We start from the raw sequence: 18,127 nt of genomic DNA on the forward strand, positions 1-18,127 counted from the left end.
AAGTTTTAGCGTTTATTAAAAAATCGGATGTATAATGAACAGTATGAATGTGGATCCAGAATCGAAAATTGTTTTTCTTTTTCCTGGGCAAGGATCGCAATATTATCAAATGGGGCGGCAATTATATGAAAGTCAGCCATCTTTTGCTCAGCAAATGGACCAACTCGATCAGTATTTTTATGATCAGTATGGTTATTCATTATTAGCAGAATTGTATGGTAGTAAAACATTATCAACGCCTCTAGATAATATTCAATATAGTCATCCGCTGATTGTAATGATTGAATATTCCATCGCCTGCTTAATTGAGCAAAACGGATTAGTGCCTGAGCTACTGATTGGTTCTAGTCTTGGTGAGTATGCGGCTCATGCTTTTGCTGGAAAAATAACAATCTATCGTGCATTAGATATGGTTTTTAATCAGGCACAGTGGGCAACACAAAATGTCGTTGATGGCTTTCTTATGGCGGTTATTGCTTCCAGACATTTATACACCGAAAACGCGCTGCTTAATTCACAATCTTATTTGGCTGGCGTTGGATTTGAAGGTGCTTTTGTGTTGGCTGGTGAGCGACAAAATATACCCGCTATTGATCGTGAGTTAACTGATTTGGGGGTTGCTCATCAAGTATTACCTGTTCGAGTGCCATTCCATAGTCCGTTAGTTGAACCTATGGCTGAGCATTGGCTGAGTTTTTATGCCGATGAGATTGCTTGTAAAGGACGTGTGAAAGTATTGCCTCAACCTGGACAAAATGGTGGTAACTATGCCGCGGCTTTGTGGCATGTCGTAAGGCAACCGATAGAGTTTTCTGAGCAATTAGCTCAGTTGTCTTGTGATGAACCTCACTTATTAATTGATGTTGGTCCTGGCGGCACTTTAGCTAACTGGTGCAAACAGTCAGGACGTGGCGGAGTAAATTGGCAAAGCTTAGGGGTGCTGTCTCCTATGGGTGAAGACTTATCTCGATTTGAAAAAATTATTGAAGTTGGTGAACAGTTATTTGTTTGTCCTTAAGAATTAAAAAAGTGTAGCTCAATATCATCTGATAAATCGTTATACCCTTTATACATATAGATTTTTATATATATAAAATTTTCTATAGCGTTCACAATTTATTGAAACGTTTATTCAAAAAAGCTCTTGGTTGAGCAAAATACTAATTTGAGTTTATTTTCATAGGTAAATCAATATGACAAAAATAGCATTAGATCCTGTCACGATTCGAATGGATAAGGAGTTGTCTGAAGCGGCACAAAAATTAGGTAATACCGGATTCAAAAATGATTATGGTTTGAAATATGCTTATCTTGCTGGCGCTATGTATCGTGGACTTGCCTCTAAAGAAATGGTGATCAGTATGGGAAAAGCTGGAATGATGGGCTTTTTAGGAACCGGAGGCATGTCGCTTGAAGAGATTGAAGCTGATATTGATGCAATAGAGTCTCAATTAAGTGCGACACAACCTTGGGGATTAAATTTGATTGCTCATGCAACCGATCCGCAAAAAGAAATGCAAACGATAGAATTATATCTTAAAAAACATGTTTCAGTGATTGAAGCTTCGGCATTTATGCAGATCACCCCTGCGCTTGTTTACTACCGTTTGCAAGGTTTGCAACAAGAAGCTGATGGTTCAATCTCATGTAAAAATAAAATTATTGGTAAGCTATCTCATGTTGAAGTGGCTAGAGGATTTATGAGTCCCCCACCTCAGCGGCTGGTTGATAAATTGCTAGCTGATAAAAAGATCACTAACGAACAAGCTGAGTGGAGCCAATCCATTTTAATGGCAGATGATATCTGCGTTGAGGCAGACTCCGGTGGTCATACTGACCAAGGCGTCGCAATGGTTTTATTGCCTGCTATTCAAAGTTTGCGTCAACAACTTGGTATTAAACCAGAAAAGTTGCGTATTGGTCTGGCTGGAGGGATAGGAACACCTCAATCAGTTGCGGTTGCTTTTAGTATGAATGCTGATTTTATTTTGACAGGATCGATTAACCAGTGCACTGTTGAATCTGGAGCTAATGATGTGGTTAAAGATTTGTTGCAGGAAATTAATATTAATGACACGGCTTATGCGCCTGCAGGTGATATGTTTGAGTTTGGTGCTAAAGTTCAGGTACTCAAAAAAGGACTTTTTTTTCCTGCACGAGCTAATCGTTTATTTGCATTATATAGTCAATACAATTCACTTGATGAAATACCCGAGAATGTTCGTAAGCAGCTAGAAGAAAAGTATTTTGGTCAAACTATTGAGCAAATTTGGCAGTCTTTGGTTGAGCGTTTAGAACAAAAGAATAATCATAAAGAAATTGCGCGCGCGCAAAAGAACCCTAAGCATAAGATGGCTTTAGTTTTTCGCTGGTACTTTGGTTATTCTGCGCGCCTTGCTTTTGCTGGTGATACTAATCATTTGGTCAACTTTCAAGTACACACCGGGCCTGCTCTGGGCGCGTTTAATCAATGGGTAAAAGGAACAGAATTACAAGATTGGCGTAATCGTCATGTTGATCAAATTGGTATTACACTAATGGAGCAAGGTGCTGGTGTATTGATATCTAAACTAAACGAAATTTTTTCATCTAATTAATTATTAACAGGAAACTACCATGATTCAAGTTGGAATCGAAGCTATGCATCTTTTCTCCGGCACCGCTTGCCTGGATGTTCAAAAGCTAGCAGAACATAGAAACCTTGATACTGCCAGGTTTAACAATTTATTGATGGTTGAAAAAACCGTCGCGCTACCTTATGAGGATCCAGTCACTTTTGCTGTTAACGCAGCTAAACCAATTATTGATGCGCTGAGTGAAGAAGAAAAAGATCGGATTGAAATGATCATTACTTGTACTGAGTCTGGTTTTGATTTTGGTAAATCTTTAAGTACTTATTGTCATCATTTGCTTGGGTTAAATCGTAATTGTCGCTTATTCGAACTAAAAAATGCTTGTTACTCTGGTGTTGCAGGGTTACAGATGGCAATTAACTTTATTATTTCACAAACATCTCCTGGTGCAAAAGCCTTGGTGATTGCTACTGATATTGCTCGCTATATTGCAGAAGAGGGTAAAGCCATTGATGAGCATGATTGGTCATTTGCAGAACCAAGTGGTGGTGCTGGTGCGGTTGCTATGTTAGTGAGCGATAATCCTAAAGTTTTTCAAATTGATGTTGGTGCTAATGGTTATTATGGCTATGAGGTAATGGATACTTGTCGTCCTGCTCCAGACGGAGAAACAGGAGATGCAGAGTTATCATTGTTGTCATATTTAGATTGTTGTCTTAACTCTTATCTGGAATATCAAAAGAGAGTGCCGGAAGCTGATTATGCAAAAACTTTTCAATACCTTTCATATCACACACCATTTGGTGGTATGGTAAAAGGTGCGCATAGAAATATGATGCGTAAATTATTTAAAGCGAAGGCGCCTGAAATCGAAAGTGATTTTGAAAGCAGAGTGACTCAAGGATTAAAGTATTGTCAGCGAGTAGGTAATACGATGGGAGCAACAGCAATGTTTTCTCTTTATAGTATTATTGATAATGGCGATTTTTCTAAACCGCAAAGAATTGGTTGTTTCTCGTATGGTTCTGGTTGTTGTTCAGAATTTTTTAGTGGTGTGGCTACTCAACAGAGTCAAGACTTATTACGTGAATTAAAAGTTGATGCACAGTTAGACCGGCGTTACCAATTATCGGTTGATGAGTATGATGAACTATTACTCAACAATAATCAGATTCGTTTTGGTACTCGTAATCTTGATATAGATACAAGTTTTATTCATCAAGCTAGAGGTGCTCATCCCTACCCGACAGCGTTTTTAAAAAGAATTAACGAGTATCATCGGGAATATGAATGGGTGTCATAATGCCTGTAGCAATATTTGAAGCTATTAAAGTTCGTTGGGCTAGTGAGATTTGTTATGTGCAGATTTATCGCCCAGAAAATAATAATGCAATCGATGATCAACTCATTAATGAGCTTCATCAAATACTTGATGAGTGCGAAGCGTCAGCGAAGATTGTTGTTTTGTCGGGCATGCCCGAAGTATTTTGTTTTGGTGCTGATTTTAAAGCGCAACAAACAAGCTTCTCTGAAGAAGAGACTGTCGAGAAAAATGCAAATGCTTTATACAATCTATGGTTAAAACTGGCAACGGGAGCATTTATTAGCATTGCTCAGGTTAGCGGTAAAACTAATGCCGGTGGTGTTGGTTTTGTTGCGGCATGTGATTTAGTGTTGTGCCAAGAGAATGCAACTTTTAGCCTTTCTGAATTATTATTTGGATTAATGCCGGCTTGTGTAATGCCATTTTTAATTCGTAAGATTGGATTATCTAAATCTAATTATCTCACTTTAATGACTCAACCAATCAATGCAAAGCAGGCTTTTGAGTGGGGATTAGTTGATGCATTAGACAGTAATGTTGATGACTTGTTACGTAAGCATTTACTGCGTTTGAGATTATTACCAAAAAACGGTATTGCTCGATATAAAAGTTATTTGCACGAGTTAGATGATGTTTTGTACCAATCCAAAGCAAAAGCAATTGCTGGTAATGTTGCGGTATTTAGTGACCAAGAAAACCAGAGCAAAATAGAACGCTATATCAATACTGGTCTTTTTCCTTGGCAAAACGATTAAAAACTTCCTGACTCAATGAGTTAGTTTTTCCTATTTGAATCAATCATTAAATAAATAATTGTGGAGTTGTAATGGACGTCACCATGTTGTTCTTGATCGCTATGTTGATCATATACACCGTGCCCTACCTGATTTGGCGTTTAGGTAATACAGAATCTTATGCACCGTTAGTTGTTGTACAAATCGTTGCTGGCATCTTGCTTGGGCCTGGCGTTTTGGGGGCTGTTTACCCAGAAGAGTTTAAATTTATTTTTCATTCAGATGTGGTTGTGGCATTAAATGCGATTGCCTCTTGGGCCATTATGTTATTTGTTTGGATTGCGGGTATTGAACTCGACTTGCATGCGACCTGGAAAAACCGTCATGAATCTTTAACCTGTGCTGGTTTAGCGCTTGGTACTCCAATGATGATTGGTGTTGTTGCTGCCATCGGTTTGTTATTTTGGCAAGAAGGTTGGATGGGTGAAAAAGCAATGACCTGGCAGTTTATTGTTGGTGTTGGTATGTCTTGTGCTGTGACCGCTTTACCAATCTTGCTGTTATTTTTAGAAAAGTTAGATATTTTGCGACAGGATTTGGGGCAGCGAATTTTGCGATACGCTAGCCTTGACGACATTGCCATTTGGGGAGTACTAGCACTGATACTAATGGATTGGCAAAGGATCCAACTACAAGGTTTGTTCTTACTTGGATTTATATCGGCCTCTTGGCTGTTTAGAAAAATTATTCCCCGACTTAATGAAAAAGATCGCTGGTATGTGAGTTTGATTTGGTTATTAGGTTGCTCTTTAGCAGCAGATGTTTCGGGTTTGCATTTTATGGTCGGTGCATTTTTAGCTGGCGTGGTTCTTGATGCAAGCTGGTTTGATGGTAAACAGATGGATACGCTTAGAAATAATGTATTGTTGGTATTGATGCCGGTTTTCTTTCTAAGTACAGGATTGCGAACAACCTGGGAAATTGGTGCTTACTCGGTATTTATTGCTGCTGCAGTTTTATTAATTGCCTCTGTTGGCGGTAAGTTATTAGGCGTTAAAATAGCCGGAAAAATTTTGGGATGGAGCAAAAAGGAAGCATCAATTATTGGTTGGTTGTTGCAAACAAAAGCTTTAATTATGATTATTTTTGCCAATATTCTACTCGACAAGGCCATTATTACCAGCGGTACTTTTACAGCATTATTGTTAATGGCTGTTGTGAGTACCATGCTGGCTATTCCAATGGCATCACCCATACTTCAACGGATGAAATCTGGCGACAAAAAAACGGCTGATGAAAAGTCTGGTTCGATTAAATTACCGACTAAACCAGCGGTTAGTTCATAACATAAAAATTTGCATTTCATTTGGAGATATACATGCAACACTACATAAAATGGATCGTAAAAAACAGTTGGTTAGTACTAGCGATAACTGCTTCGATTACTGTTTTGCTGATTATCCAGGCAAAAAATTTACAGCTTGTCATTGATACCGATCGTATGCTGCCTCAGGCACATCCGTATGTGGAAGGTAGCAATTTATCAGAAGAATTGTTTGGTTCACGGTTTGTGGTTGTAATCGGTATAGAACCAAAATCTGGCGATGTTTTTCAGCCTGAAGTTTTAGCTAGAGTTAAACGAATTACAGATGCATTAAAGTTAAATCCGGGAGTGGTAAAAGAAAATTTACTTTCACTATCGGCTAGAAGAGCAAAAGATATTAAGGGAACTGTTGAAGGAATGCAGGCAAATCCAATTATGGATAGCGTACCCAAAACAGCGGCGCAAATGGATGAGTTGAAACAATCATTACTTAGAAATCCAACTTATTTTAATGCCATCATCTCTGAAGATTTTAAAACCACAGCGATTATTGCTGAGTTTAAAAAAGGAGATGAGGGTTTTGGTGGAATTATTAATTCAGTGATGCCTATTATTGAAAAAGAGCGTGGTGAAGATGTAGAAATTTATTTGAGTGGTAACCCTTCATATTTAGCTAAAATAGAAGCTTTTTCTAAGCGTATGGTTTATTTGACACCCATTGCTATCTTTATCTTAGCGCTTATTCATCTAGAGGCGTTTCGTACAATTCAGGGGTTAATTTTACCTTTGGCTACTGCATTACTGGCGATCATTTGGGCAGTTGGTATTATGGGAATATCGGGTGTTCCACTCGATGTGTTTAATGCAACGACACCTATTTTAATTCTTGCTGTTGCTGCAGGACACGCGGTGCAATTACTCAAACGATATTATGAGGAATATCATCGATTGCGAGAATCATCAACCTTGAGTCCAAAGGAAGCTAATAAAGAAGCGGTCATTCAGTCAATCACTAAAATCTCTCCCGTTATGTTGGCTGCTGGTGGTGTCGCTGCAACCGCATTTTTCTCCTTAATGGTTTTTGAAATTTTAGTGGTTAAAACTTTTGGTTTTTTAGCTGGTGTCGGTATTCTGAGCGCACTAGTGATTGAGTTAACTTTTACCCCCGCACTACGCAGTATGTTGCCACCTCCTGGTGAAAAAGAATTTCAGCATGAAAATAAAATCACGATCTGGGATCGTATTTGTGACACCATTGCTGGTTGGGTTATAGGGCCTAAACGACGCAATATCTACTGGGTTGTCGCTGCATTTTCAATATTTGCATTGTTTGGTTTTAATCAAGTTCAAGTTGATAATTCTGCGAAGTCAATGTTTACCGATGACTGGCAATTTGTTAAAGATGATGCTGCATTGAATACCCGTTTAGGAGGCACTGAACGTTTATACTTTTTGGTTGAAGGCAAGCAACCTGACACTATTAAAGATCCTCAAGTGTTAAAAGCAATGGATGCGACGCAGAGATTTTTGGAGCAACAGTCAAGTGTTGGCAAAACATTATCACTAGCTGATTTTGTTCGTAGAATGAATATGGCAATGAATGAAGATGCGCCTGCGTTTGATGTTATTCCTGATAATCAGGAATTGATTTCACAATATTTATTTTTATATTCCCTTTCTGGTGAGCCAAGTGATTTTGATAGTTATGTTGATTATGATTATCAAATTGCACAAATAAATGTTTTTCTTAAAACAGGAAGCACTGCTTATTTAAGTGAACTGGTTCCAAAATTGTTAGCTTTTGCTAAAGCTGAATTTCCTGATACGGTTGAATTTAAAATTGGTGGGAGTGTGCCTGGTGCATCAGCTTTAAATGAAACCATGGTGCGCGATAAAGCGCTTAATATTCTACAGCTAGGTGTTGTAATTATGATAGTGGTTTCTATTATGTTCCGCTCATTGTTTGCTGGCGCCTTAGTTTTGCTACCTTTATTACTTGCTGTATTAGTTAATTTTGGTGTGATGTTAGGGTGGGGCGGAATTTTATTGAATATACCCAACTCTCTTAGTTCGGCAATGGCGATTGGTATTGGTGCTGATTATGCCATTTATCTGATCTATCGGATGCGTGAAGAGATTGCTTATGGTGGTTGTGAAGAGGCTGCTGTACGTAAAGTTTATGCAACCGCTGGAAAGGCGAGTTTGTTTGTTGCTTCTGCGGTGGCTGCAGGCTATAGCGTACTGCTTTTATCAAAAGGATTTTATATTCATGTCTGGTTAGGTATTTTAATTGCAACCTCCATGATTACCAGTGTATTTGCCGCTTTAGCATTGATACCCGCTTTAATTTTACAATTCCGCCCTAAGTTTGTATTTGCTTCATCGGCAAATGATAAACAACAAACAACACAAACTTTAGGTCGTTCAACAGGTTTTGTTATACCGTTTATGCTACTGGGTGGATTGACTCTTAGTAGTATTTCTCACAATGTAACTGCAAATAATTTAGATGCCAAACAAATAGATGCCAAACAAATCATGACTAAAAACTATAGTGTTTCTAGAGTGCCTGATTCGAAGTTTAATGTGACCTTCACTTTAGTGAATAAAAGTGGTAGCAAACGCGTTCGTCAGTCTTTTGGGGCAACTAAGTTAAAAGAAGGCAGTATCGATAATAAGCGCATGACTCGTTTTACTGCGCCGGCAGATATTAAAAATACAGCGACTCTGTTAATTGAAAATAGCGAAGGCGATGATGATATGTGGATTTATCTGCCTGCATTGAAAAAAGTTCGCCGGCTAGTTTCTGGTAATAAAAAGAACAGTTTTGCAGGGACTGATTTTTCTTATGGCGACATACTCGGGCATAAAGTTGAAGATTGGAGACACAAAATTGTCAGGCAAGATAATGTTGATGGTGAAGCCGTTTGGGTTATTGAAAGTTTACCCGGAACCGATCAAATTAAATCAGAATCTGGTTATTCAAAACGTTTAAGTTGGATTAGGAAAAATAATTTTGCTCAAGTTAAAGGAGAGTATTATGACCTGTCAGGGCAACTTCTAAAAACGACACGTTACTCTAATATCAAACAGGTTGATGCTGAACGTAATAAGTGGCAACCAATGAAACAAGAAGCGCGTAATGTTCAAACAGGTCATAGTACGACCATTGAGTATGCCGATTATTCTGCTAATCAAAATATTGCAGATAAATTCTTTTCAACTCGGTATTTAGAAAAAGGGCGTTAATATGTTGTTGCGGTGTGCCTGTGCTGTATTTGCTACATTTTGGGGAGTTTATGCTGGTGCCGATGATTTAATGGGATTTTCAGATATAGAGACTGGTGAGCAATCTTGGCTTAACCAGTCTGGTAATGCCCGTTTAGGTTATTGGAATAGTACCAGGGATTTGGATGATGAAAATAATTTAGGGAGTGGTTCGCTTTTATTTTCTGCGGAACCAGAAATAGGTGATTGGGGAGTGGGTAAATTTGAAGCCCGCCTCGATACGGATTCTTTAAACGATGATAGTGCACAGTTTAGAATTAATGAGTTTTATATTGAGTCTTCTTTTGATTTTCTAGATATTAGTATCGGTCGTCAGATAGAAGTATGGGGAAGAGCAGATAAACTTAATCCTACTGATAAAATTAGCCCAAGAGATTACACGCTATTAGCTTCAGAGGATACTGAACAGCGCTTGGGGACCTTTATGATAAAGTCTGTTTATTATTTTGATGAGCTTTCTTTAACAGCCCTATGGTTGCCAGAGTTTAAACCTAATGAAGTTCCCTTGAAGGAGCATTCTCAGGTAACTATTAAACAGCATGAGGTAAAGAGTCAACGTTCTTGGGCAATGAAACTTGATCGGTCGGGTGGTTCTATTGATTGGTCTGTTTCTTATTTTGATGGATTTAATGTCACTGCTGATATTGGTTTAGAAGCGTTAGAAGGGCAGCAGGCATTGGTTTCTATGCGTTATTTACCACTGCGCTTATTAGGGGCTGATATTGCAACTACGGCGGGCAATTATGGTCTACGTGCAGAAATGGCTTATGCTCACACTTCAGATGATAATGGAGACATTCCTTTTGTGATGAATCGATATGCTGAGTTGGTGTTGGGAATAGACAGAACGTTTTATGAGTATTTAAATATTAATTTGCAGTTATTTACTCACCATGTATTTGATTATCAATCGCCGACAAATTTAACTCATCCAATAGAGCAGTTAGTGGCCAAGCAGGGCGCTATTGTTGCCAAGCAGTTAGATCAAGACACGCACGGTTTGACTGTTAGAATTAGTGACAGATGGTTAGATACAGCGCTGCAAGCTGAATTATCTGCAGTATATCGTTGGCCGCGTGAAGATTATGTACTGCGAGCTAAAGTTAAATATCGCTTTACCGATCATTTTAGTGGTGTGGTCGGCGCTGACTGGTTGCGCGGGCCTGATGATAGTTATTATGGTTATTTGCGTGATAACTCATTGGCTTTTGTTGAAGTAAAATACAGTTTCTAATTTTCTTTTTCATTAAGTCTTTGATGATGTAGGGATTATAGGAACAATACTGACTTTGGTTTACCTTCTTAGTGAGAGTAAGCCAAGAGTGTCAAATAAACGGAATGTTAACTAGTTAATTTCCCCCTTCTTTTTTTCCTTCCTTCTTGTGATTTCATTGGTCTTTATTCGTTTTCTGGTATAAAGACTTTACGAAAATTATCGACATCACAATATATATCTATTAAGTTACCCGTTTCTATTATTTATTACATGATTATGTGTAGATAATAGTCTAAATGATTATCGCATTAGGGTAATTGTTTAAAAAATAGATATGAATAAAGAAATAATGAATCAGTGTAATGAGCTTAAAGCAATACTCAATGCTATTTTGTCCATCACTATGATTGAAAAAGGTTTAAATGATGGATGTTACTCCAATTTTAGATGGCTTGAACAAAGCACAGCGTGAAGCGGTTACTGCACCGAATAAAGCTTTATTAGTTTTAGCGGGAGCAGGTTCTGGAAAGACCAGAGTTTTAGTTCATCGAATCGCTTGGATAATTGCAACTGAGGGGGTGTCTCCTTATGCCATTATTGCGGTTACTTTTACCAATAAAGCTGCTCATGAAATGAAGTCGCGAGTAGAAAACTTACTTAAGCATTCTGCGTCTAGCATGTGGATTGGTACTTTTCATGGTTTGGCCCATCGTTTGCTTAGAGCCCATGCAAGAGATGCTGGGTTACCCGATACTTTTCAAATTTTAGATTCTGATGATCAGCTACGGGTTATTAAGCGTGTAGTAAAAGAGATGTCATTGGATGAGACAGAGTGGCCGCCTAAGCAGGCTCAATGGTTTATTAATAAGCAAAAAGATGAAGGACGTAGACCTGCGGATATTCAGCATAATGGTGATCTATTTACCAATATTCACACTAAAATTTACTATCAGTATCAAGAGGCCTGTAAGATCGGAGGCTTAGTTGATTTTGCTGAATTGCTGCTAAAAGCCTATGAATTACTAAGAGATAACCAACATCTCCGTGAGCATTATCAAGATCGGTTTCAGCATTTGTTGGTTGATGAGTTTCAAGATACAAATGGAATTCAATATGCTTGGTTACGTCTGATTTCTGCAAAAAATTGTGCTATTAGTATTGTTGGTGATGACGATCAGTCGATTTATGGCTGGCGTGGCGCACAAATAGAGAATATTAGACGTTTTGAGCATGAGTTTAATGATGTTAAAACGATTCGTTTAGAACAAAATTACCGCTCAACAGGCACAATTTTAAAAGCAGCTAATGCCGTGATTGCCAATAATCGCGAGCGTATGGGAAAAAATTTATGGACTGATGGTAGTGATGGTGAACCTATTTCTCTATATGCTGCATTTAATGAGCAGGAAGAGGCAAGGTTTATTGCGGCGAGAATTAGTGATTGGTATCAGCAGGGAAATGCTTATAATGATTGTGCTATTTTATATCGTTCTAATGCTCAATCGAGGGTATTAGAAGAGTTTCTACTGCAAAGACAAATCCCTTATCGTATATATGGCGGCTTTAAGTTTTTCGAGCGAGCAGAGGTTAAGGACACATTGGCTTATCTTCGCTTAATGTATAACCATCAAGATGATGCCGCATTTGAGCGGGTTGTTAATACGCCTCCGCGTGGATTAGGACAAAAATCAGTTGAAAGAATTAGGGAGCAGGCAAGAGCAGATCAATCTCCTTTATGGGATGCCGCCTGGAAAGTAGTTGAACAAAATGCAATATCAGCCAAAGCTTGCGCTTCTTTGGCGACTTTTCTTAATTTAATCAAACTCGGGTTTGAAGAATTTCATGAGCTTCCCTTGTCAGAACAAATCCAACTGACTATTGAGTCGAGTAATTTAATGGAAATGTACGCTAAAGAGAAAGGTGAAAAAGCATTAGCTCGTAAGGAAAACTTAGCTGAGTTAGCTGGTGCAGCACGTGAGTTTGATGTAGATGATTATCCCGATCTGTCACCAATGACAGCATTTTTAGCCCATGCATCATTAGAAGCGGGTGATACTCAAGCCGATCAATATGAAGATTGCGTTCAAATGATGACCCTGCATTCGGCTAAAGGGTTAGAATTTCCAATGGTATTTATCGCGGGTATGGAAGAGAAGTTGTTTCCGCATATGATGTCAATGGATGAGCCTGAAAAGCTCGAAGAAGAAAGACGGTTGGCCTACGTTGGAATCACTCGCGCAATGAAAAAATTATACTTGTTGTACGCTGAAAAACGGCGTCTCTGGGGAAAAGATACCTATCCAGCCGTTTCTCGTTTTATTCGAGAAATTCCAACTGAATTAAAGCATGATGTCAGGCTTAATTCACAAGTTAGTCAACCTGCTTTTTCCAGCACAATAGAATCATCTGCTAGTGAGGATGCTAATGGTTTTAACTTGGGTCAAACGGTTGAACATCCAAAATTTGGAAGCGGTGTTATTTTAAACTTTGAAGGAGATGGTGATCAGGCTCGAGTTCAAGTTAACTTTGATACAGTTGGTACAAAGTGGCTGGTTTTGGCATATGCACGGTTGACACCAGGTTAAAATAAAAAAAGCCCCAAAGAAATCTTTGAGGCTGATATTGATCTAGCTTGGGGAAACTAGAGTCAATTCCCGCAAGTATTAGGAGGGGGTGCGGGAGACGCTCGTTGCGTCTTTTAATAAGACGCTTTAAGTAATTAAAAGTTTCACTTTATTCTTCAACTAAATGTAAAAAATTGTTAATAATAGTTGGTGCGATACTGAGCTGTTTATGGCTGTACTGGTAGGCAAGAGTTATTTGTTGTATTGGTGTCGATAGGTATTAGGTGAGATTGAGCATTATCCGCTTCAAAGAGCATTATTTCACAAAAGGGTGAAAAAAATATCTCATAATTTTTATCTCCACTCGGGATGAAAGAAGTCGGTTGGAAGTAGCATATATCACTGTTTTTATCACCAAAAATACTTGAAAGGGTGGCGGTAATAGTTAAAGGTGAGTTGGCTTTAATTTTTACGCTTTCGGTAATACCTGTACCTTCTATGTTTTCTGCGTATAAAAGCCTGCCTTGGTAGTCTGGATGATGATGATTAAGAGTTCTATCATAAAAGCAGGTCATCGTGTGATAGGCTTCTACCATCAATATTTGTTTTAATGCTTTTTCTTTGGGAGCAACTAATTTTAAAGTTGTTGATACCTCATTTTTCACGAGTTGGTAATTTTTACTACAACTACTAATAATTGAAGTGAGTGTAGCAACTAGCAAAAGTCTTATCACTATATACATTGATTTTTCCTTAAAATAGCTTCTCTGTTTAATTGAGAATAATGATAGTTTGTTTTATGTTTTTATTTATCATAACACTAACTTTGAATTTTCCTTACCCATTAAATGTCGAATACTTTTGGAATTATATTTCTAATAGGCTTAAAATACTAAATATATTCATCAGCCGAAATGAGAGTTAAAATGAAAATAAAATTGATATTTATTGCGTCGCTATTTTTGTTTTCTTGTGTCGCAGATTCGCAAGATAAAGCGATGGATGCTTTTAAAAACCATGAAAAAGTCAAAGCTTTTTTAGCTGATAAATCTAAGGATAAATATTGGATCAAATTTGAAAAAGTTGAGTTGGGTGGTATCTGTGGAATTGTGGGGTGTCAATGGCGTCAACTGGTTTCAATGGTAGTTACTTCTAAAATGTCAAATGCGCCTTCTGTCACATTTTTAGGTGTGGTTGAAGGAGTGGAGCCTGACAGAGGTAATCCGCCAAGTGTTCGATTTGTTGATCTTAAGGATATGGATATTAATAAGTGGAATACAAAAATTTAAATTAAAAATTCGTTATTACTACAATAGATTGATGTATTAGTGTTATTAATAGGTTGAGTTTGCAGTTAAGTTTTGAACTTTGCAATCATCAACTGAAGTTTAGCAACATGTTCTGTTAACTGTTGACTCGCAGAAATGGATTGAGAAACATTGTTTTCAGTAACCTTTGATATTTTTCCAATTGAAGATAGGTTTTTTTCTATTTGAGAAGCGATTTGTTGTTGAGTAGAAATAGCATGCTCAGTGGCAGTATTTTTATCATTAACTTGTTCAACCACTAAGCTAATTTGATTGAGTGCTTCTTCTAATTTAGCGGACTCTTCCATTGAGCGATGAGCCTTCTCGTCACTTTTGGTCATTGCGTCAACAGCGCTTTCTACACCCTGTTGTAGCTCTGAAATTGTATGCTGAATTTCCTCTGTTGAATCGTGAGTTCGCTTTGCTAATGATCGCACTTCATCGGCTACAACAGCAAAACCTCGCCCCTGTTCCCCTGCTCGTGCTGCTTCAATTGCTGCATTGAGTGCGAGTAAATTAGTTTGCTCGGCGATGCTTTTAATAACATCTAATACTTGATTAATGCTTTCACTTTGTTGTGATAATTGGTGAATTACTTTGACTGATAACTTTATTTCTTCACCCAATTCATTGGTTGCTTGACGGGCACCAATTAAAATTTGTTTGCCATCTTGAGTTTGTTGAGTGGCAACTTTTAATGAGTTAACGACTTCTTGTGTTGTGTTTGCAATAACTTGAAGCGATTCAAGTATTTCTCCAATAGAGCTAGTAATGGCATTAGTGTCGTTTAATTGCGTATTAACTGCATCGCCAGTTTGAATAGCGAGTTGTTCAACTTGTTCTGTTTGTTGAGATACCCCTTGTGACGCGCTAATAACTGATTTAACTAAATTTCTAACGTTACCTGCCATTACGTTAATTGTTATGATTGCATCTGCTAATTCATCTTTTGTACGCACTGTTGCAGTAGCTCGTGTATCGCCGTCAGCTAATTTTCGAGCAAAGTTTGTTAAGCTGTTGGTGGTCATTGAAATAGATAAACTCATGCCTATAAAGAGATAAATGACTAGTAGTAAGGTGAAGGAAACGATTAACAATACAGTCAAAGAACTATTTTTATTTTTTTGACTACGTTTTTCTAAACGTTCAATCAAAGCAGCGTAAAGCTGTTGCTTACTCTGAAAGTAAATATCTAATTGGTTTGAAATAAATTGGTTGAGTTGTGGTTTTTTCAATATAACTTCTTCTGCCACTAAAAATTCTTTTTCTAGAAAGTTGATACTGTTTTCAAGTAGTTTCTGTTGTGTAATTACATCTTCCTTAAGAAGCTTTATTAGTGGTTTATCTAACCCATGTGTGGAGTGATTAAGTGTTTTAAGCTTGGCTAGGTTTGCAATTAACTCATCTGAGGCAAGGCTTAAACTATCATAGGTTCCTGACGAGACCTGAGATTCGCCAAGAGCAAAGGCTGCAACAGCAAAAGAGCGTGCCATCAGACTTAAAATAGCATGTCTTTTTTCTGTAATTGAACGGGTAAGCTGTACTGTGGCTAATTGAGGATCATTCGATATTCCTGTTAAGTTGGCGACCCTAATATAAATATGATTAAATTGGCTAAGTCCGCTTTCAAGATGTTCAAAGTGGTCAATGGGTGTCCATTGTGGCATGCCTAACTTATTTGTGATTAAAATAATATGCTGTTTAGCTTGAGCAATAACTTCATTAATTGAATCGTTTTTACTTGGAGTGAAAGGCAAATTTTTAGCTAAGCGATTGAGACTTTGAATATAGCTTTGAACTTTTTGAGTTTGTAGCTGTGGGATTGATTGACCCGATCGCCAATCCATATCATCTGTTATTAGAAAGATCAGCGTTTTCTGATAAGGATCAATGGTTTTATAAAATCTGACACCTGACAACTCATTTTCGCTGTGTTGAATAAGCCGTTTCACTTCACTGAAGTAGTTAAAAGCAAGATAAAATAGAGGAAGAAGGAATAATAAAATAATTAATGTAAACTTGAGGTTATATCTCAGTTTATTCATCAATAGTGTTGCGGGTAGAAAAAATTGTTTGATCACGTGAGAAAACCCGACATTGAGTCCTTTTTATACTTATAGGATAGCATACAAATCAATTCACTATGTGTTATAGCACATTGGCTTGCTGAATCAGGTATTCTCAAGTCGCACGGGTATAAGTGATTAAAATAGTTAATTTCAAGGTTATTTCGTTTTTTAGCGTTAGGGCTGTCTGTATAGCTCTGAGGCTGGGTTATACATGACCCATGAGGCAAGTACGTATTTATCGTTTGAAATAGGCACATTTCCACGATGTGTATGAGTAAAAGTACAGGGTGCGAGTATGAGGCTACCTTGTGTAGGAGTGAGTTTAGTATTTTGATAATAAAACTCCGTTTCTCCACCTTCAGGTACGTCATTTAAGTATATCAACCAAAGTAAAACTCTATGTAACGCCTTTTGAGTTTGATCGGTTGGGTGAGGGTAGTGTTCTGAGTGCCAATGGTGATAACCCCCTTGTCCCTGAATGTACTTTTGCATGTTAACATTATCTAGACGATAAATTGCTTTTATTAAGCTTTCTATCTGATGATTATCTAAATTAGTTAAATCTTGATGGGTTATGTTTCTTGCCTTATTGGTTTGAGGGTCAATGATACTTGGAGAAATAGAGCCTGTTAATATAAATGGATATTGCTTGGCATATTCGATGGTTGCCCTTAATAGAGTTTGTGCAATAATTTCGCAATCATTTTTCCACTCGGGAAGGTTGGATATATAGAGATCAATACTATCTTTTTTTATTTTATCAACTCCACCGCCTGTTCTTCCTGGCGTTTTGTGTTGGTTGCTTTCAAATTGACTGATAAGTTTTTCACAATACTCTTTTGAGAAGGCTTGTTTAAACTCCATGATAAAATTATGCATGGTTAAAGGCTCATTTAAAGTGTTAAATAGGCAAAGAAATAACTAATTGTAGAAGTAGCCCTCATATAAAAAGAAAAAACGATTAATTTTTATTGTTTTAGTTGGACTGCATTCGACGTATGTTTAACGATTATCTTTGGCTTGGGAAGTAATTTCAAGCCAAATATTATTATTTTGATGATTTACAGCACGGATTTTCAGGCTTACAATGAATAATATTAGTATTTAGATGGACGTTAAGACCAGATATACTACTATGTATAAGAATTTAAATTTCTATTTTCTTCTTGAAAAGGAATGAGTTTATATGCTGACATTTCTAGTAAAAATTTTCAAAGTTTTAAACTCGGAACAATCTCCAGGTCAAATTGCAGCAGCAATTTCATTGGCTTTAATTGTTGGTTTAACCCCTTTGTTTTCGATTCATAATTTGATTATTTTGTTTGTTGTTTTATGGTTTAGAGTTAATCTCACTATATTTATTGTCGCATGGCCGCTATTCACTATTATTGGGTTACTTATTTCGGGTCCTGCTGAAATACTGGGTTTAGCAATATTACAAGCTGAAAGCTTGGTTCCATTTTGGGAGAGCTTTTATAATACCGTTATAGGTAGGTGGAGTAATTTTTACTATAGCGGTGTTATTGGTTCATTAGTTATCGCAATTATTAGTGCCATTGTAATATTTCCGGTTGCTAAAGTTTTAGTTGGTCTTTATCGTGATAAATGGTTGCAGAAGGTAGAAGAGTTTAGAATTGTTAAGCTTTTAAAAGCTTCTAAATTTTGGCAACTTTATCAAAGTTATTCTAATTAAAAATAATATGATTCAATTTTTATTATTTATAGGAT

At 37.4% G+C, this 18,127-nt stretch carries 13 protein-coding genes; 10 read left to right on the forward strand and 3 right to left on the reverse strand.

Annotated elements, in window-relative coordinates:
- Positions 1–34: 34 nt before the first annotated feature.
- The 8 genes from ACT5E3_RS01045 (at position 35) to uvrD (ending at position 13,044) form a co-directional block, all read left to right on the forward strand.
- Positions 35–1,018: an acyltransferase domain-containing protein gene (locus tag ACT5E3_RS01045; RefSeq protein ID WP_444996468.1), complete on the forward strand. Its 984-nt coding sequence runs from the start codon at positions 35–37 to the stop codon at positions 1,016–1,018.
- 175 nt (positions 1,019–1,193) lie between these two features.
- On the forward strand, positions 1,194–2,597 hold the full coding sequence (locus ACT5E3_RS01050; protein WP_444996469.1) for a PfaD family polyunsaturated fatty acid/polyketide biosynthesis protein: 1,404 nt from the start codon (positions 1,194–1,196) through the stop codon (positions 2,595–2,597).
- Between the two features lie 19 nt (positions 2,598–2,616).
- Positions 2,617–3,876 (forward strand): hydroxymethylglutaryl-CoA synthase family protein, encoded by a 1,260-nt coding sequence (locus ACT5E3_RS01055; RefSeq protein ID WP_444996470.1) that lies wholly within the window; start codon positions 2,617–2,619, stop codon positions 3,874–3,876.
- Positions 3,876–4,652, forward strand: a complete 777-nt coding sequence (locus ACT5E3_RS01060; RefSeq protein WP_444996471.1) for an enoyl-CoA hydratase/isomerase — start codon at positions 3,876–3,878, stop codon at positions 4,650–4,652. The genes ACT5E3_RS01055 and ACT5E3_RS01060 overlap by 1 nt, the downstream gene beginning before the upstream one ends.
- A gap of 71 nt (positions 4,653–4,723) precedes the next feature.
- Positions 4,724–5,977 carry a cation:proton antiporter gene (locus ACT5E3_RS01065; protein WP_444996472.1) on the forward strand — a complete coding sequence of 418 codons (1,254 nt, stop codon included), beginning with the start codon at positions 4,724–4,726 and terminating at the stop codon, positions 5,975–5,977.
- A gap of 32 nt (positions 5,978–6,009) precedes the next feature.
- A complete protein-coding gene (locus tag ACT5E3_RS01070; RefSeq protein WP_444996473.1) occupies positions 6,010–9,204 on the forward strand; it encodes an outer membrane lipoprotein-sorting protein in 3,195 nt (1,064 codons plus the stop codon).
- A gap of 1 nt (position 9,205) precedes the next feature.
- Entirely contained in the window at positions 9,206–10,477 is a 1,272-nt protein-coding gene (locus tag ACT5E3_RS01075; protein WP_444996474.1) for a DUF1302 family protein, read from the forward strand.
- Between the two features lie 404 nt (positions 10,478–10,881).
- Positions 10,882–13,044, forward strand: coding sequence for a DNA helicase II (gene uvrD, locus ACT5E3_RS01080; RefSeq protein ID WP_444996475.1), 2,163 nt, complete (start codon positions 10,882–10,884; stop codon positions 13,042–13,044).
- A gap of 206 nt (positions 13,045–13,250) precedes the next feature.
- Here uvrD and ACT5E3_RS01085 read toward each other — a convergent pair whose 3' ends face one another.
- A complete protein-coding gene (locus ACT5E3_RS01085; protein ID WP_444996476.1) occupies positions 13,251–13,766 on the reverse strand; it encodes a hypothetical protein in 516 nt (171 codons plus the stop codon).
- A gap of 183 nt (positions 13,767–13,949) precedes the next feature.
- Here ACT5E3_RS01085 and ACT5E3_RS01090 point away from each other — a divergent pair, with 183 nt between their 5' ends.
- Positions 13,950–14,312: a hypothetical protein gene (locus ACT5E3_RS01090; protein WP_444996477.1), complete on the forward strand. Its 363-nt coding sequence runs from the start codon at positions 13,950–13,952 to the stop codon at positions 14,310–14,312.
- 65 nt (positions 14,313–14,377) lie between these two features.
- Here ACT5E3_RS01090 and ACT5E3_RS01095 read toward each other — a convergent pair whose 3' ends face one another.
- A complete protein-coding gene (locus ACT5E3_RS01095; protein WP_444996478.1) occupies positions 14,378–16,411 on the reverse strand; it encodes a methyl-accepting chemotaxis protein in 2,034 nt (677 codons plus the stop codon).
- Between the two features lie 162 nt (positions 16,412–16,573).
- Complete coding sequence (locus ACT5E3_RS01100) at positions 16,574–17,278, reverse strand: 2OG-Fe(II) oxygenase (protein ID WP_444996479.1); 705 nt, start codon at positions 17,276–17,278, stop codon at positions 16,574–16,576.
- 307 nt (positions 17,279–17,585) lie between these two features.
- Here ACT5E3_RS01100 and ACT5E3_RS01105 point away from each other — a divergent pair, with 307 nt between their 5' ends.
- Positions 17,586–18,092 (forward strand): TIGR03546 family protein, encoded by a 507-nt coding sequence (locus ACT5E3_RS01105; RefSeq protein ID WP_444996480.1) that lies wholly within the window; start codon positions 17,586–17,588, stop codon positions 18,090–18,092.
- Positions 18,093–18,127 lie beyond the last annotated feature (35 nt).

The organism is Aliikangiella litoralis, from assembly GCF_052495765.1.

What these genes read in the sequence shown, in the direction of transcription:
- ACT5E3_RS01045 (WP_444996468.1), top strand. Translation starts at nt 35, where the DNA reads ATGAACAGTATGAATGTGGATCCAGAATCGAAAATTGTTTTTCTTTTT.
- ACT5E3_RS01050 (WP_444996469.1), top strand. Translation starts at nt 1,194, where the DNA reads ATGACAAAAATAGCATTAGATCCTGTCACGATTCGAATGGATAAGGAG.
- ACT5E3_RS01055 (WP_444996470.1), top strand. Translation starts at nt 2,617, where the DNA reads ATGATTCAAGTTGGAATCGAAGCTATGCATCTTTTCTCCGGCACCGCT.
- ACT5E3_RS01060 (WP_444996471.1), top strand. Translation starts at nt 3,876, where the DNA reads ATGCCTGTAGCAATATTTGAAGCTATTAAAGTTCGTTGGGCTAGTGAG.
- ACT5E3_RS01065 (WP_444996472.1), top strand. Translation starts at nt 4,724, where the DNA reads ATGGACGTCACCATGTTGTTCTTGATCGCTATGTTGATCATATACACC.
- ACT5E3_RS01070 (WP_444996473.1), top strand. Translation starts at nt 6,010, where the DNA reads ATGCAACACTACATAAAATGGATCGTAAAAAACAGTTGGTTAGTACTA.
- ACT5E3_RS01075 (WP_444996474.1), top strand. Translation starts at nt 9,206, where the DNA reads ATGTTGTTGCGGTGTGCCTGTGCTGTATTTGCTACATTTTGGGGAGTT.
- uvrD (WP_444996475.1), top strand. Translation starts at nt 10,882, where the DNA reads ATGATGGATGTTACTCCAATTTTAGATGGCTTGAACAAAGCACAGCGT.
- ACT5E3_RS01085 (WP_444996476.1), bottom strand. Translation starts at nt 13,766, where the DNA reads ATGTATATAGTGATAAGACTTTTGCTAGTTGCTACACTCACTTCAATT.
- ACT5E3_RS01090 (WP_444996477.1), top strand. Translation starts at nt 13,950, where the DNA reads ATGAAAATAAAATTGATATTTATTGCGTCGCTATTTTTGTTTTCTTGT.
- ACT5E3_RS01100 (WP_444996479.1), bottom strand. Translation starts at nt 17,278, where the DNA reads ATGCATAATTTTATCATGGAGTTTAAACAAGCCTTCTCAAAAGAGTAT.
- ACT5E3_RS01105 (WP_444996480.1), top strand. Translation starts at nt 17,586, where the DNA reads ATGCTGACATTTCTAGTAAAAATTTTCAAAGTTTTAAACTCGGAACAA.